Source organism: Mucilaginibacter rivuli (assembly GCF_019391655.1).
Lineage (GTDB): Bacteria > Bacteroidota > Bacteroidia > Sphingobacteriales > Sphingobacteriaceae > Mucilaginibacter > Mucilaginibacter rivuli.
In genome coordinates this window covers 14,786-31,160 of the sequence record NZ_JAHXPQ010000010.1, presented here as the reverse complement: position 1 = coordinate 31,160, position 16,375 = coordinate 14,786, and the positions used below count along the sequence as shown (strand labels likewise).

Below are 16,375 nucleotides of genomic sequence, written 5' to 3'. Positions count from 1 at the left end.
CATGCCCTTAACCTTCTCGCACCCTGCAATTGTATTACCCCTAAACTATCTGCCTAAACGCTGGATATCACTAACAGGTTTGATCATCGGTAGCGTTGCGCCAGATTTTGAATACTTTGGCAGAATGAAGGTGTCAAGTATTTACAGCCATACATGGCCAGGTATATTTTGGTTTGATCTACCAATCGCGCTTATCCTCACTTTCGTTTATCACGATATTGTGCGTCGACCATTCATCAATAATTTACCTCGAATACTCAAAAGCCGCTTTGATCTGTACAACAACTTTAATTGGAATAAGCATTTCATTCAGAGTTTTCCTGTAATTATCATATCGATAGTTATCGGCACAACATCCCATTTGTTTTGGGATAGCTTTACACATATCACTGGATATTTTGTAATTAAATGGAATATGACTGTTCCTGTTAATTTATTTGGTATACAAATTCCACTGTATAAAGTAATTCAACATACAAGTACATTGATAGGAGGAGTAGTAATTTTAATGAGCCTTTACAGGATGCCTGTTCAAAATATAGCAAACACTAAAAAGATCGGGCTTTATTGGTTAAGTGTATTAGGTATTACGTTACTTGTTATCGTGTTAAGAATAGCATTCGGACTAAACATTCACCAATACTGGAATATACTGGTAACTGCAATTTCGGGTATGATCGTCGCGTTCGTTTTAACTTCCGCAGTATTTACGTTAAAAAGTCTTGATTCCTGATTCTCGCATCTTGACTCTCGCTTACAAATACATCTCCAACTCACCCTTACCTTCACGGATAATTTCAAAGTCACCGTTAGTGCAATCCACTACGGTTGATGGTGTAGTATCGCCGTAGCCACCATCTATTACCAGGCTAACCAGGTCCTCATACTTTTCGTGGATCAGTTCCGGGTCGGTTGAATATTCCATGATCTCGTCATCATCGTGGATAGATGTGGATAGGATAGGGTTGCCCAGCATTTTTACAATGCAGCGGGCTATGTTATTATCCGGCACACGGATACCCACCGTTTTTTTATTTGAGCTTAATAGCTTAGGTACATTACCATTAGCCTTAAAGATGAATGTGAATGGTCCCGGCAATGCCTTTTTAAGCACGCGAAAGGTTTCGTTATCAATAGGTTTGATATAATCGGATATATGGCTCAGATCATAGCACACAAATGAGAAATTAGCTTTTTCGGGTTTGATGCGCCGGATCTTACAGATGGCCTCGATGGCTTTTTGATTGGTGATATCGCAACCCATACCATAAACCGTATCGGTGGGGTAGATGATGATGCCGCCCTTACGTAAAACATCAACCACCTGTTCAATGGTCTTTTCGTTAGGGTTCTCAGGATATATTCTTATTAACATAATGGGTAGTCAACAAGCCATGTACCGCTTGTGTTTCACAAAATTAAGCAATAAAAAAAGCCATCCGTTACCGAATGGCTTTAAATATATATTTAAAGCTTAAATTATGCTTGTTTAGCAAACTGCACGTTGATGATCAATTTCACATCTTCGCCAACTACTATCGCGCCGGCTTCGGTTACGCCATCCCAGGTTAAACCAAACTCTTTGCGGTTAATTTTACCCGATACTTCGAAACCTGCCTTTAGATTGCCATAAAAATCAGTAGCTGAGCCACCAAATTCAGCCTCAAGGGTAATTGGTTTGGTTACATCTTTAATGGTCAGGTCGCCGGTTAATTTCTCACCTGTGAACGAAGTAGATTTAAAGCTGATCTTCGGATAAGTTGCGGCATCAAAAAATTCAGCGCCTTTTAAGTGGTCGTCACGCATTCCCTGGTTAGTATCTATACTGTCTACATCTAATGAAAACTCAACTTGTGCGTTTTCAAAGCTGTCGCCTTCGGTAGTAACTGTACCTTCGAATGTTTTGAATGAGCCTGTTACAGTTGAGATAACCAGGTGTTTTACTTTAAAGTGAACTTCTGAGTGCATTGGGTCCAAAACCCATTTTGTTGTTGCCATGATATTTAATTTTTTAAGTGTTTTCTTTTTTACAATACAAATGTAGATATAATAGATGTTGCAACATGTAATTTAATTGTAATTATTTGTTGCAACATTTAACAGTAAAAATGAAGCCTTGTTTTTACTATGAGGTTAATTAATTGATAAGCTTAAATTCAGCACCGTCAAACAGGCCTAAATCGCTTAATTTTAAGTGAGGGATTACCAATAGCGCCATAAAAGAAAGCGTCATAAAAGGAGAGGAGAGTGTTGCCCCCAGTTTCTTCGCAGCGATGTCAATAGCGGTATATGCTTCCGCGACCTGATAGCCATCTTCGCAGCTCATTAAGCCTGCCACAGGTAGTGCCAAAACACTTTCCTTTTTAGCTGATACACAACTTACGCCACCTTGTGCTTGAATCACCAGGTTTACAGCACGGCAAATGCTCTCATCATCAACACCAACAACTACAATGTTGTGGCTATCATGCGCTACGGATGAAGCAATGGCACCTTCCGTCAACCCAAAGTTCTTTATAAAACCTTTAGCAACAGGGGCATCGTGATAGCGGTTTACGACGGCTATTTTTAGGATATCATTTTCAAGATCGCTTTGGTAAGCATCGCCCACGGGTTTCATTTTAACCAATAGCTTATTAGTAATCAACTGACCGTCAATTGCTTCTATCACCGGAACGATATGATCCGTCATGGCCGGAACCGGAAAAGCAAAATCTGCCGGATTTTTATCGGCGCAGGTAAAATTGTTTATCGCGGTATTTTGTTGTGATTTAATTTTAGATACTCCATTCTCGGCAACTAACTGCCCGTCAATATATGTTTGAATAACTTCAAACCTGCTCAGGTCTTTAACCAGGATAAGATCCGCAGGGTCGCCAACCTTTAACAAACCAATATCCAGTTTATAATGCTCCACGGGATTAATACAGGCCGCCTGCAGAACCTTAAACACATCCACATCACAATGAACCGCCCGGGCACAAATATCGTTCAGGTGGCCTTGTACAAGGCTATCGGGGTGCTTATCATCACTACAAAACATTACCTTATCGGGATATTGGTGTAATAACGGAATCAACGCGTCAAAATTCTTAGCGGCGCTGCCTTCGCGGATCTGGATCTTCATGCCTTGCTGCAGTTTATCCAAAGCCTCATCATAAGTAAAACACTCATGATCGGTACTAATGCCTGCCGCAATGTATTTTCCCGCCGCTTCGCCACGCAGACCGGGCGCATGGCCATCAACAGGTTTACCAGCCTTGTGAGCCGCAGCTATCTTAGCTAAAACGTCCTCGTCGTTATTAAGCACGCCGGGGAAGTTCATCATTTCGGTAAGGTATTTGATCTCGTCGCGTTCAAGCAATTTGCTTACATCGGCAGCATCAAGGTTAGCGCCTGCGGTTTCAAAAATGGTAGCCGGCACGCAGCTTGGAGCGCCAAAGTTGAATTTGAAAGGTACGGTATTGCCATTGGCTATCATGTACTCAACGCCTTCCAAACCGCAAACGTTGGCTATTTCGTGCGGGTCGCTCACGGTGCCTACGGTGCCGTGCACCACTGCCAGGCGCGCGAACTCCGCCGGTACCAGCATCGAGCTTTCTATATGCACATGCGCATCCACAAAGCCCGGGAGCATGTATAACAGGCCATCCCTGGTAATATCCAGCTTTTCAATGGAGACAATGCGCCCATCGGCAATAATTACCTTGGCGGGAAATATGTCCCGGTTAGGGATATCGACGTAGCGGGCTGTGATGTGTTGGGACATTTGTGTTTTGTTTGTCTCTCGCAAAGACGCAGAGCCGCTAAGTTTTTCTTTGCGTCTTCGCGACTTAGCGTGATATCTTATTTCTTTCTTCTGCCTTCCAATATCCTGAAGAACGAACGGCTGCGTATCTCATCCAGCGTTAAACCTGTGGCTAATGCTTCTTCTTCAGTTATCGCGCCACAATTCATGGCCTTTAAAAAGAAGTTTAGCAAGCCCTGGCCGGTTGCGGCATCGTCAAAAATATCTCCCGTAAGGGTGGATATGGCCGCGCGCTCCACAAAGGTTTTCAAACGGAACACTGCATCGCTGTAGCTGCTTAAAAAGAAGTTATAGGTAGCCGCGTATCGCATGGGCAAATGCGCAGGGTTTAAATCCCAGCCTTGGTACATACCGTTGATAAGCGAGTGCATGGTATGGCCGTAGCCCACCTGCCAGGCATGGTGTACCGAATCGCGGTTCTCTTTTAATTGTTCAAATGTGAGGTTATCGCCGCGGTGCGGACCGATAGGGATAACATTCGTTGCGCCATCCGACAGGAAAATACCCGTCCCGCCAAGGGCAACCTTGGTCATGTGGTGGGCAAAATCGCATACGGAGTGTGCCATGGTTTGGTATTTTGCGGTAATACCTGCCGAAGCGGTGTAATCGTATGTGCCAAAGTGCGCTGCAATACAACGGCCCTCACTTGCTTGTATAATGCGGAAAAGCGGGTTGCGGCCTTCATCGTCCATCACAATTTGTGTTGCCTCCACCATGGTTTCCATTTTGAGGTAACCGGGAGCGAGGTTGTTTTTCTTTTCAATGATCTCGAATAAACGTACCAGGGTAATTACCTGTTCGGGGATGGTTACTTTTGGCAGCATCACTACAAAGTTATCGGGCAGTTTGCCGCCTGTTTTTTCGAATAATGCAGTCAGGAAAATATCCAGCGTACGCACACCACGGGCTTTCAAATCTTCGGTGAAAGGTTTGATACGGATGCCGATAAAAGGGGAGATGGTACCGTTTTTCATCCCGATAGCCAGCTCATTAGCGGCGTTTACCGCTGTAGCATCCTCTTCATCATCAGGGCGGTTGCCAAAGCCATCCTCAAAATCGATGCGAAAGTCTTCAACACCTTCGGTTTTTAGTTTCTTAACGATCTTGTTGTAAACCGAATAGGCTAACCATGCGTTTTCTTCCTTTCGTTCGGCCTCGGTCATCGCGTCAAGCTTTTTGGTGAGCTTGGCAATGTCTTTCTCCAGGGTTGGTAAATGCTGGTAACCGTCCAGTTTCAAAACGTTTGCAAGCGTTACAAAATCGGGCGCGTAGGTTTGCAGGTTACGCAGGGCAACTTCGCCCATTTTAACGGTCGTATCGCTCTTAAACAAGTTGGCGCCACCGTAAACGGTATGTACCGGCTGGCGGTCGGGCTTATCGCCGGGGTATTTTTTCTGGAACTCAACGTTCGCGGTTTTGAGCTCATTCAATAATGATTCTTTATCAGTTTCGTTAATGCTAAAATTCATATTTACAGTATTTTACATGGTTTATATCAAGAACCACGATAAGTTGAATAACCAAAAGGATTTAATAATAATGGCACATGGTAGTGCTCGCCAGACCCCGTAATTTGAAACACGATTTCTACAAAAGGATAGAATGTAACCACGCCAAGCCTGTCAAAATAAGCCTGTGTTTCAAAATACATTTTATAGGTACCGGCGGGTAGTATCTTGTCTTTAGGCAGCAGATCGGCAATGCGGCCATCAGCGTTAGTAGTACCTAAACCAAGTTCTCTCCAGTCGGCACCGTTTTGCTGGTACAGTGCAATGGTAACGCCCTGCGCAGGTTTGCCGCGGGTGGTATCTAAAATATGTGTGGTGATCTGGCTCATGCGAATAGTTTAGTTAATCGGATAGCGGTAATTTTGCCTTGCTCTTCGGCGGCTATTCGTATTTCCTTTTCGGGATCGTTTGGCAGGCGCGCCATCAGCAAACTCAGCATTTCTTCGGCCGATTTGCCCGTAGCGCAAACAATAAAAATAAAGCCAAATTTTTTATAATAGTCATCATTACCCTTTGCCAACGCATCTATCACATCATCAGAAGCGCTATTTACGCCAGATTGTTCATTTGAGGCCCATGATGCCGTTGTAGCAAATTTCTCTTTTAGCGAGCTTTTATCACCAATTTTTGGGTGATGCGTAAACGCTTCCAGCCAGTCTTGCTCGCTGCATTGCAGCCATTTTTCGTCGGCATATTGCAGCAGGTCAACCAGGTCTTCCACCGGGAAAACGGGCAGCATCATTTCCACCCAATGGGTTGATCCGCAGCACTTAAAAAGTTCTTCCCTTCGTTGCTGTTCGCTCAAATGGTCAAATTCGGCAATGGTCATATTATACAACTGTTGGAAAACGGTTTACATTCTTATAATAAATGTATATGGCGGGTTCTTTACCCATAGCGGTAAACCATTGCTGGCAATAAGGTGCCATCCAGATGGAATCGCCTTTTTTGATGGGGTACCATTCATGGTCGAGCATGTAAATGCCCTGGCCTTGCAGGTATAGCAAGCCGTGTTCCATAATATGTGTTTCCACCATTGGCAGGTTACCGCCGGTTTGGTAGGTGAAAATATTTACAGCCATATCAAAACCTAAATCAGCAGGAAGCAGTACCTGTATGCGTAGGGCATCATCGTTCATATAAATCGGGCCTTCAATATCGGCCTGATCGCCAAATAGGGTTCCGGGTACATCATAGCCTTCCAGCTTTTCGTAAACTTTATGGAAGGTGAGGAGTTGAGTTCCTTCGGCAACCTGCGTAAATGAATACTCTTTATCGATAGGTATATAAACAAATTGTCCTTTAGTCAATGCCTTTGTTTCACCATCAACTTTGGCGGTAGCACTACCTTCAACAACGTAAAAGAATATTTGCGATGCTTTTGTAACGCCCTTTAATTCGCAGCCTTTAGCTGCTGTAATTAGTGTTTGGCAAAGGTTGGCACCCATTTGTTCGTTTATGATAACGTTTACGGTACAGTTTACCCAACCGGGTACATTACTGTTGATATAACCATCCGGGGCTATAACCGCATGGTTTCTTTTAACCACCGAACGGGTTAATGCTGATATTTCCATTTTATTATTGGTGTTTCTGTATTAATTGGTTCATAAAATTATCCGATACCTGGATGGCCGCGGCAATATCTGCAAGTTCGGCATTTTCAAGCGGATTATGGCTGATGCCTTTATAACATCTTACAAAAAGCATACTCACCGGCGCAACTTCAGATACCGGCACAGCATCGTGCCCCGCACCGCTCACCAGCTCCACTAAATCATAGTTTGATGTGCCGATAGCTTGCTTAAGCATCTCATTTAACCCTGCATCGCAGACAACGGGTAAGGTTTCTTGTACTAAATTCCATTTTGGCATGATGCCCCGTTTCGCCGCTATGTTTTCGCTGAGTTGTTGCAGGTGCTGGTAAGCCGTCTTCAGTTTTTCTTCGTCCGGACTGCGCAGGTCTAAGCTAAAAACCACCTCGCCCGGTATCACATTGCTTGCCGAACCTATCACATCAAGCTTTCCAACCGTGGCCACCAAATGATCTTTATTTTGCAGCGCGAACTGCTCTGCCGCCAAAATAAACTCTGAGGCACAAGTTAAAGCATCATTGCGCATATCCATCGGCACAGTGCCTGCATGGCCTGCGAAGCCGGTATATGTTAACTCCACACGCTTTTGTCCCGCGATAGCGGTAACCAAAGCCACCGGTATTTTATTCTCCCATAAAACCGGGCCCTGCTCAATATGTATCTCGAAATAACCAAGCCAGTTTTCAGGAAGTATGGCATCAACGGCAAGCAGGGTATCATCGCCACCCATAGTACGGATAGCTTCCTTTAAGGTGATACCGTTCTTATCATGTTTATTCAATAAAGCGTTATCAAAAGCCCCGGTAACTACTTTGCTACCCAAAAATGTGGTATGGTAACGCACACCTTCTTCATCACTAAAGGCGATCAATTCAATATTGAAAGGTAATTCTGCTTTGATAGCGACAAGTTGCTCTAACAGATCCAATCCCATAATTACACCCAAAGGCCCATCAAACTTACCGGCATTAACCACCGTATCAATATGCGATGCGATAACGAAGGTTTTAGCACCTGCCGTTTTACTCAACAGCTTCCCGCGAACATTGCCTATCTGGTCTATCCGCGTTTGCAGGCCTGCTTCTTTCATCCATTGGGCCACCTTGGCAGTGCCCTCTAAAAACGGTTTGGTGCCGAATGTACGCGTTACAGCACCCTCATCCTCGCTGATGGCAGCTAGCTGGTTTATCCTTATAAATACTTTTTCTGCCCTGTTTATATAATTACTCATTTGCTAAAATGGCCTTCCCTTTATTTAATGTAAACTCGCCCTTATCAAAAACCTTTACACCGGCAATGTAGGTTTGCTCCACCACGCCAAACAATGTTTCGGCAAGGTAAGGGGTTATTTTATGTTTATGTTCAATCATTTCTTCGCGCAGCTTAAAGCTCTTTTCGGCATCCCATATCACCAGGTCGGCATCGTAACCTTTAGCTATTTTACCCTTGCGGCCACCCTTACCTATAAACTTTGCAGGCTCTTCGCTCAGCCATTTGGCCACATCGGCAGGGGTAAAGCCACGCTGTTTTGCGGCTGTCCATAATACCGGCAAGGCAAATTGCAGCGATGCTATGCCACCCCAGGCTTTTGTAAAATCGCCACTCTCAATTTCTTTCAGAGCGGGCGGGGCAGGCGAGTGGTCGGTTGCCACAAAGTCTATAATACCTGCTTTAAGTGCATCCCACAACTTATCATTATTTGCCTTTTGGCGGATGGGTGGCGCGCATTTAAACTGCGTTTTACCATTGCGGATATCTTCGGCATTAAAATAGAGATAATGCTGCCCGGTTTCAACCGTTAAGGGCAAGCCCTTTTTCTTAGCTATTTTGATGGCATCGATACTGTTTGCTGATGACAGGTGAACAATATGCACACGGCATTTAAACTCTTCGCATAAGCGTATCATCAGGTTTACTGCTCGATCTTCCCAATATTTTGGTCGCGATGCTAAGTAGTCAGCATATGATTGCGGATCGGGGTTGGGCAGCTTAAAATCATCCGTCATTTCACAATGCACCAATAGCGGCAAATCATATTTCGCTATAATGGGCATGGCCTTGCGCAGGTCATCTTCTGTAGCGTTCGGAAAATCATCGATTCCCGAATGGGTTAAAAACGCTTTGAAACCCAATACCCCCTTTTTTATCAGGGGCTTTATCTGTTTTGTATTTCCGGGGATAATACCACCCCAAAAGCCTACATTAGTATGCAATTGTTGTTTTGCGGCAGACAGTTTTAAATTATAGGCGCCAACCGTAGTGGTAACCGGTGCTGAGTTGAGGGGCATATCTACCAAAGTGGTTAAACCACCCGCTATTGCAGCTTTGGTTGCGGTATTAAAACCTTCCCAATCGGTACGGCCAGGTTCGTTAATGTGTACATGCGGGTCAATTATACCCGGCATAACAACTTTATCACCGGCATCGTACACGGGGCAATCAACTTGGGTATCGTAGTCTAATACCTCTTGTATCAGGCCGTTATCTATTATAATGAGCGCTTTTACCATTCCGTAAATGGTAATAGTATTTGTAGATTTTATTGCTATTTGGCTCATTAAATGTAAAAAATGCTAAAATATGTATATTGCACCGCAAAAATGGTTTAAATTTTTTTAATTTCGGAATCTTTGATCACAAACAAAACTAAAAGTAATGAATATAAAGCTGGGAAAGAATGCATACGGTAAAAATGCGGTTAACTTATCTAAAATAATCCGCCATGCCGAACACCACGAGTTCAGGCAAATATCGGTTAATGTGGCCTTACAGGGTGATTTTGAAACCGCGCATACTATTGGCGACAATACTAAGATACTCCCAACCGATACACAAAAGAATACCGTATACGCTTTAGCCAAAGAACACTTTAACGGCAGTATTGAAGATTTTGGGATTTACCTTTGCAACCATTTCACCAAAAACAACCCGCAGGTATCGCAGGCCGAAGTGGAGATAACCGAGCATTTATACGCCCGAATGGCTTTTGATGGCACTACGCACCCGCATGCCTATATTAGCAGCGGTAACGAAAAGCATACTGCGCTTATCGTGCAAAACAGTAACGGTGTAACGGTAACATCAGGAATAAAAGACTTATTGATATTAAAAACCACCGATTCGGGTTTCGAGGATTATATTGTTGATCAGTACACCGTACTAAAACCAACTGCCGACCGCATCCTCGCCACCCAATGCGAAGCGACATGGGAGTATAGCAAAGGCGGGTTAAATTATCAGGATCAATTCGACAGCATACGTACCACCATGCTAAAAACATTCGCTTTCCATAAAAGCTTATCGGTACAGCAAACCTTATATGCTATGGGCGAAGAAGTTTTAAAGGCTTATGATGAAGTAAAAGAGATAAGCCTTATTATGCCAAACAAACACCATATCCCGTTTAACCTGGACCAGTTTGGCATGGATAACAAGAACGAGATATTTATGGCTACCGATGAGCCGTTCGGCTATATCACGGGGACGGTGGTGAGAGGGTAGACATTTGACTCCATTAGGAGTCGCCTGTTTATATTAAATAAAGAAGGATTGTTTAGCTCCGTAGGTGCCACATGTTTAGCAGCGGAACTGTCGGCTATAGGAGGCACCTACGGAGCCGTTTTATTTTAGCTATCTGCTATAAACAGAGTGATCCTTGGAGCAGAATAGCGACAAAATTCAGTATTTAGAGCTTTACCAACCCAAAAACACCATCCCGATGCCGCAAATAAGAATAGTTAAGCCCCCCAGCGCGTGAACATAGCGCTCAGCTTTGCCTATTTTAAAAAACTCTATGCCATACAAACCCAGTATCACCATTAATACCATAGTGGCTACCGTTGCGGTAATGTAAACTATAATTAGTGATGTAATGCCAAATAAGGAATGCTGTGCTGCAGGGTAGGATAGCAAGGGTATCATGGGTTCGCTTGGCCCCATGGCAAAGATGAAGAACATTACCCAGGGCGTAACAGGATAACGATCTTTGGGTGCAACGGTGTCGCCATGTTTATGTTCAAAAACATACATCGAGCCATCATCGTCCATGTCAAAATGCTTGTGTGGCCGGTTTAGTTTAGCCTGGTATAAGCCCCAAATCGTATAAACTAAACCAAATAGCAATAAGGCCCATGCGGCAAAACCGCCGCGAATGCCTTCGAACCAACTCAATTTAGATAGCGAGAAACCTACCGCAATACCTATCAGCCCCAGCAAAACAGAACTGCCTACATGGCCTATACCGCAAACTATCGTCCACATCACCGTCCGTGGCCGCGACCAGCCGCGTGAGCGTGACAGGGCCACAAAGGGCAGGTAATGATCGGGCCCGCTAAAGGTATGCACGCAACTGATGGTGATTGCCGTAAGCATTAGCAAAGTTAACTCAGACTGCATAAGGCTCCGTTTTTACATTAACCATTGCGGCAATATATTTAAGGCAGTGATGCAGTTGCTCTGACTTTTGCCCTAATATGCGCACTATTATTGCGCACTTAGGCCCTTCGGTAACGCCGTATGCGATGTGTTGTTCATTAGTAAGGTAACTGTTTATTATTTCCTTCAAGGTTTGGTACCCTATGCATATCAAACTTGCCTGGTGCGTATAACCTTCCATTTGCCCCATGGCATTTAGGTTGCTCTGCCCGGGCTGCATCAACAGGTTTTCTTTAATAATAAGTTTACCATTCAAAAATACTTCGGTTATGCTATGGTATTTATTGAACAAAAACACCTCGCCGTTTAGTTTGCGGCCGCAGGTGAGTACTTCGCCCCAAATTAGTTTACAATCATCGGCAAGGTGGATTTTATTGCGGGTAGTGAAAGATGAAGCCTCATGTGGCACCGATGGGTGTGGTATGTAGCTGAACACTGAGTGGGGCTGCATCACAACTTCAAACTGCTGAACCGCGCTGCCCTTCATATTAAAAATTCGCTGATATGATTGCGTTTGCAGATCAAGCGCGCAGTTTTCGTCCACCTCAATTTTTACATGGTACTCATCACCATCTAAAATCCCTGGTGAAGAGCTCATGAGCATTAACTGTAATGTTGGGTCGCGCTTATCTTCGCGCACGTCGGCTAATTTAAAGGGTGGTGTGCAATAGGTTTTGCCGAGATGGGTAATGCCATCGCGCAATTTAGTTACTATGTGCAGTTCGGCTATCATCGCCACAATTTAGGCTCGGCATCAGTTACCATTAAACCATATTTTTCTATCCAGCCAATCACAGAATCAAGGCCTTGCAACTTCATCAGGTCGGTAAATACAAAAGGCGCGCCTTTGCGCATCAGTTTGGCATCTCGTTCCATTACACTCAGATCTGCATTAACATAGGGGGCAAGGTCTATTTTGTTGATCACCAATAAATCGCTGCGGGTTATACCGGGGCCGCCTTTGCGGGGGATTTTATCACCTTCGGCAACGTCTATCACAAAAATGGTCAGGTCGGCCAAGTCAGGGCTAAACGTAGCCGACAAGTTATCGCCGCCACTCTCAATAAAAATAATCTGTACATCCGGGAAACGCGCCGCCATTTCATCCACCGCTTCCAAATTCATACTCGCGTCTTCACGGATGGCGGTATGCGGACAGCCACCTGTTTCCACACCAATAATGCGCTCGGGTGGGAGCAGGCTGTTTTTGGTTAAAAAGTCGGCATCTTCTTTAGTGTAAATATCGTTGGTTATCACACCGATGCTGTAAGTGCCTGCCATCTGCCGTGATAAACGCTCAATTAATGCCGTTTTACCCGAGCCAACAGGGCCGGCAACGCCTATTTTTATGTAGTTTCTTTCTGACATATTTTAAATCTGATCGTCATTGCGAGGCACGAAGCAATCCTAAACTATGCATTAACGCCAATGCATATTCGCTACCTACCTATCGAGGATTGCTTCGTGCCTCGCAATGACGATGTTTGTTATTTTCTTTCTGACTTTTAATTCATTTACAATCTTCAAAAAAGCTTTCAGCTTTCGCCTTTTAACTTTAAACTCTCTTAACTCATATACAACCTCGTATATAGATCTTCATGCTGCATACACCTGATATCAAACCCCGTGCAGCAAAGGCCTATCATATCCTTATCGGGATGCATCGAAGCTTCTGTTAGTTCTTCTATCAATGGCTTTATGCTGAACAGCAGCTTTTGTCCGTCTTGCTGGCCGAGGGGTATCAGTTTTACGCTGTTGGTTATCATGCCCATGGCCGCGTTATAGTAAAAGCCTGTCAGGGCTTCCTGCTTTTCAATGTGTTGGATAGCGGCAATGATACCAAAAGCGATGCAATAATGACCATCGGTTATTTTAGTATCGACGGCATTTTTAAATTGATTCAGGATATCACTGTCGCAATAGTCTACAAATATCTTAAGCAATCGTGTGCCGAGTTTCTGACTTGCCTGGCGCATTTCTTTAGGAAGTTTTACGGCATTGCATTCGGCATCCAAAGCAAGTAACGCTTCAATATCATTCGCAACCGCGACATCGTAGGCTAAAGAAACAAAAGCGGCATCGGTATAACGTAAATTCTGCGAAAGCATTTCTGTAACAAATTCCTTAGCTGTGGCTGCATTGCTCACTAAGCCCATCTGCACATACGTTTCCAACCCTGCAGAATGCGAAAAACCGCCTATAGGCAGGGTAGGGTCTGATAGTTGCAGCAGGCTTAACAGGGCGGTGCTCATTGTTGCGGATTGGTTAATTTCATTATTTTAGAGAAGAGTGTTTCACTACTTCCACCGTTATGTTCGTGTGCTGCCACGCTTGTTTTAAGTGGGTTTAACAGCTTCCTTGCCGCTTGTGCGACATTGTATCCCGAAGCGGATAATAAGCGAAACAGCGGCGCTTCAAACACAACCAACACCTCATCTTCATGATAAAACAAAGGGAGATGCTTGTTACCTATCTCGTAACACACCGAAGCCATCTCGAACATGTTCTTTGGTTTGATGACGATCACCTCGCAAGGCATTATGTTGACCGCAATTACGGTTTTATCATCCTGATAAAGAATATCGCCCTGTGTTAGGTTTTGCCCGCCACCTAAAAACTTAATGGCAACTTCAACGCCCGATTGAGTACGCTTGTGCATAATACGCTTTTGCATTTCGTACCATTCCAGCGAAAGCCAGTCGATCATATTACTATCAACCTCTGTCGAATCTATATTTCCTATCTTCTGATGAACAAGCATTTTATAGTGTTAATTACTCTCCCTTTAGGAGGCCGGGGGCTAAAACAAAAAGTACCGCTGTGCTAACGGCACCACAGAAACCGGTTCGCAGGTGATGTGCTCGCCATCAACTTGTACATGGTAATTTTCGGGGTTTACATCTATCTGTGGCGTGGCATTGTTATGAATAAGGTCCTTTTTACCAATGTTGCGACAGTTTTTTACAGGGAGCAGCATTTTATCCAAACCATAACTTTGTACCACACCCTTATCTACCGAAAGCTGCGAAACAAAGGTGGCACAGGTTTTAAACAAGGCCTTGCCATGCGCGCCAAACATGTGGCGGTAAATTACAGGCTGCGGCGTTGGTATGGAGGCGTTCGGATCGCCCATGCGAGCGGCGATGATCATGCCGCCTTTTACGATCATTTCGGGCTTAGCGCCAAACATGGATGGTTTCCATAATACCAGATCGGCAAGCTTACCCGGCTCTAACGAACCTACGTACTCCGAAATACCATGACTAATTGCCGGGTTAATGGTGTATTTTGCCAAATAACGCTTTACGCGATAGTTATCGTTCTCCTTATCCTGCGGTAAAAAGCCGCGCTGTTTTTTCATCTTATCGGCCGTTTGCCAGGTGCGGGTAATTACCTCGGCCACGCGGCCCATGGCCTGCGAGTCGGAACTCATCATGCTGAAAACGCCCATATCATGCAGAATATCCTCAGCGGCGATGGTTTCGGGGCGGATACGCGAATCGGCGAAAGCCACATCCTCGGGCACCGACTTATCTAAATGGTGGCAAACCATCAGCATATCCAAATGCTCATCAATCGTGTTAACCGTGTATGGACGTGTTGGATTTGTTGACGATGGCAAAATATTAGGGTACATAGCCGCCTTGATAATATCCGGCGCATGCCCACCTCCCGCGCCTTCGGTATGGAAAGTGTGTATCACGCGGCCATTGATAGCTTTGATGGTATCTTCCAAAAAGCCGGCTTCGTTCAACGTGTCGGTATGTATAGCAACCTGTATATCAAACTCATCCGCTATTTTAAGTGAAGCATCAATAACAGCAGGAGTGGAGCCCCAATCCTCGTGTATTTTTAAGCCTAACGCCCCGGCTTCGATCTGTTCTTGCAAAGGTGCCAGCTCGGCGCAATTGCCTTTGCCGAAAAAACCAAGGTTCATCGGGAAGGCATCCGCCGATTGCAGCATTTTTTCGATATTCCATGCGCCGGGGGTAACGGTAGTGGCGTTGGTACCATCGGCAGGGCCTGTGCCACCGCCTATCATAGTGGTTATTCCGCTGAATAAAGCATGGTCTATCTGCTGCGGACAAATAAAGTGGATATGCGTATCTATGCCACCTGCTGTGGCTATCAAACCCGCGCCGCCATGCACCTCGGTAGATGCGCCGATGATCATGTTGGACGTTACGCCATCCATGGTATCAGAGTTGCCTGCTTTGCCAATGGCGACTATCTTACCATCTTTTATGCCAATATCGCCTTTTACAATACCCCAATGATCGATTATCATCACACTGGTAATGACAAAATCGAGCACGTTTTCGCTGCGGGTTGCTGTTGCCGATTGCGCCATACCATCGCGGATGGTTTTGCCGCCGCCAAACTTGCCCTCGTCGCCGTAAACGGTAAAGTCTTTTTCAATTTCGATGATGAGATCGGTGTCGCCCAGGCGCACTTTATCGCCCGTGGTTGGGCCAAACATGTTGGCGTATTTTATGCGGTTGATGCTTAAACTCATGTGGTTTTATTTTTAAAGCCCTGTGCCAATACTTTTTCCATAGCTTTTTGTTTCGCTGCGGCGGAAATAGTTTCACCGTTAACCAGATTGTTAAAACCGTATATTTTACGATTTCCGCCAAAGGTGGTGAGTGTTACTTCCTTTTCTTCGCCCGGTTCAAAGCGTACGGCCGTGCTAGCCGCGATGTTCAACCGCATGCCAAATGCCTTGGCGCGATCAAACTCCAGTTGTTTATTGCTTTCGAAGAAGTGATAATGTGAGCCAACCTGCACGGGGCGGTCGCCGGTGTTTACGACGGTTATGTTGATGGTTGGGCGGCCAACATTACATTGGATGGGTTCGGATTTGAGTATGTATTCGCCTGGTATCATGGGCATTTGTTTTTTGTTTTAAATCCCCTCTTGAGAGGGGCGTGCGTTGACTTGTGTGATGGCGAGGTGTGTTATTCGCGAGTGATACAACCCTGCACCCCTCTCAAGAGGGGAATCGCACCGCCCGGTGCTTTTATTAATTT

General features: G+C 44.9%; 18 protein-coding genes. 2 read left to right on the top strand and 16 right to left on the bottom strand.

Annotation, left to right across the window (positions count from 1 at the left end; genetic code table 11):
* Position 1 precedes the first annotated feature (1 nt).
* Positions 2–733, top strand: a complete 732-nt coding sequence (locus tag KXQ82_RS19160; protein ID WP_219490306.1) for a DUF4184 family protein — start codon at positions 2–4, stop codon at positions 731–733.
* A 21-nt stretch (positions 734–754) separates the two neighbouring features.
* Here the strand turns inward: KXQ82_RS19160 and KXQ82_RS19155 are convergent, their stop codons facing one another.
* The 9 genes from KXQ82_RS19155 to allB all read right to left on the bottom strand — a co-directional run bounded on the left by KXQ82_RS19155 (position 755) and on the right by allB (position 9,469).
* Positions 755–1,375, bottom strand: a complete 621-nt coding sequence (locus tag KXQ82_RS19155) for an L-threonylcarbamoyladenylate synthase (RefSeq protein ID WP_219490304.1) — start codon at positions 1,373–1,375, stop codon at positions 755–757.
* A 104-nt stretch (positions 1,376–1,479) separates the two neighbouring features.
* Positions 1,480–1,998 carry a YceI family protein gene (locus KXQ82_RS19150; RefSeq protein ID WP_219490302.1) on the bottom strand — a complete coding sequence of 173 codons (519 nt, stop codon included), beginning with the start codon at positions 1,996–1,998 and terminating at the stop codon, positions 1,480–1,482.
* A 139-nt stretch (positions 1,999–2,137) separates the two neighbouring features.
* Positions 2,138–3,769 carry an adenine deaminase gene (gene ade / locus KXQ82_RS19145; protein WP_219490300.1) on the bottom strand — a complete coding sequence of 544 codons (1,632 nt, stop codon included), beginning with the start codon at positions 3,767–3,769 and terminating at the stop codon, positions 2,138–2,140.
* Positions 3,770–3,846: 77 nt separating this feature from the next.
* Entirely contained in the window at positions 3,847–5,277 is a 1,431-nt protein-coding gene (locus KXQ82_RS19140) for a DUF6986 family protein (RefSeq protein WP_219490298.1), read from the bottom strand.
* Positions 5,278–5,303: 26 nt separating this feature from the next.
* Entirely contained in the window at positions 5,304–5,645 is a 342-nt protein-coding gene (gene uraH, locus KXQ82_RS19135) for a hydroxyisourate hydrolase (protein WP_219490296.1), read from the bottom strand.
* Entirely contained in the window at positions 5,642–6,145 is a 504-nt protein-coding gene (uraD, locus tag KXQ82_RS19130) for a 2-oxo-4-hydroxy-4-carboxy-5-ureidoimidazoline decarboxylase (RefSeq protein ID WP_219490294.1), read from the bottom strand. The genes uraH and uraD overlap by 4 nt, the downstream gene beginning before the upstream one ends.
* Position 6,146: 1 nt before the next feature.
* The gene (gene allE / locus KXQ82_RS19125; RefSeq protein ID WP_219490291.1) at positions 6,147–6,893 is read right to left on the bottom strand and encodes a (S)-ureidoglycine aminohydrolase; all 747 of its coding nucleotides are present in this window, start codon (positions 6,891–6,893) and stop codon (positions 6,147–6,149) included.
* Between the two features lie 4 nt (positions 6,894–6,897).
* Positions 6,898–8,142 carry a M20 family metallo-hydrolase gene (locus KXQ82_RS19120; RefSeq protein WP_219490290.1) on the bottom strand — a complete coding sequence of 415 codons (1,245 nt, stop codon included), beginning with the start codon at positions 8,140–8,142 and terminating at the stop codon, positions 6,898–6,900.
* The gene (gene allB, locus KXQ82_RS19115) at positions 8,135–9,469 is read right to left on the bottom strand and encodes an allantoinase AllB (protein ID WP_219490289.1); all 1,335 of its coding nucleotides are present in this window, start codon (positions 9,467–9,469) and stop codon (positions 8,135–8,137) included. The genes KXQ82_RS19120 and allB overlap by 8 nt, the downstream gene beginning before the upstream one ends.
* A gap of 97 nt (positions 9,470–9,566) precedes the next feature.
* Here allB and pucL point away from each other — a divergent pair, with 97 nt between their 5' ends.
* The gene (pucL, locus tag KXQ82_RS19110) at positions 9,567–10,412 is read left to right on the top strand and encodes a factor-independent urate hydroxylase (RefSeq protein WP_219490287.1); all 846 of its coding nucleotides are present in this window, start codon (positions 9,567–9,569) and stop codon (positions 10,410–10,412) included.
* Positions 10,413–10,604: 192 nt separating this feature from the next.
* Here the strand turns inward: pucL and KXQ82_RS19105 are convergent, their stop codons facing one another.
* From KXQ82_RS19105 to KXQ82_RS19075, 7 genes are all read right to left on the bottom strand, one after another.
* Positions 10,605–11,282: a hypothetical protein gene (locus tag KXQ82_RS19105; protein ID WP_255563742.1), complete on the bottom strand. Its 678-nt coding sequence runs from the start codon at positions 11,280–11,282 to the stop codon at positions 10,605–10,607.
* A 13-nt stretch (positions 11,283–11,295) separates the two neighbouring features.
* Positions 11,296–12,078, bottom strand: a complete 783-nt coding sequence (locus KXQ82_RS19100; RefSeq protein ID WP_219490281.1) for an urease accessory protein UreD — start codon at positions 12,076–12,078, stop codon at positions 11,296–11,298.
* Positions 12,075–12,713, bottom strand: a complete 639-nt coding sequence (ureG, locus tag KXQ82_RS19095; protein ID WP_219490278.1) for an urease accessory protein UreG — start codon at positions 12,711–12,713, stop codon at positions 12,075–12,077. The genes KXQ82_RS19100 and ureG overlap by 4 nt, the downstream gene beginning before the upstream one ends.
* 197 nt (positions 12,714–12,910) lie before the next feature.
* Positions 12,911–13,597 carry an urease accessory protein UreF gene (locus KXQ82_RS19090; RefSeq protein ID WP_219490276.1) on the bottom strand — a complete coding sequence of 229 codons (687 nt, stop codon included), beginning with the start codon at positions 13,595–13,597 and terminating at the stop codon, positions 12,911–12,913.
* A complete protein-coding gene (gene ureE, locus KXQ82_RS19085) occupies positions 13,594–14,106 on the bottom strand; it encodes an urease accessory protein UreE (RefSeq protein ID WP_219490274.1) in 513 nt (170 codons plus the stop codon). The genes KXQ82_RS19090 and ureE overlap by 4 nt, the downstream gene beginning before the upstream one ends.
* 39 nt (positions 14,107–14,145) lie before the next feature.
* Positions 14,146–15,861 carry an urease subunit alpha gene (ureC, locus tag KXQ82_RS19080; protein WP_219490272.1) on the bottom strand — a complete coding sequence of 572 codons (1,716 nt, stop codon included), beginning with the start codon at positions 15,859–15,861 and terminating at the stop codon, positions 14,146–14,148.
* Positions 15,858–16,238: an urease subunit beta gene (locus tag KXQ82_RS19075; protein ID WP_255563741.1), complete on the bottom strand. Its 381-nt coding sequence runs from the start codon at positions 16,236–16,238 to the stop codon at positions 15,858–15,860. Before KXQ82_RS19075 ends, ureC begins: the two co-directional genes overlap by 4 nt.
* Positions 16,239–16,375: the final 137 nt, after the last annotated feature.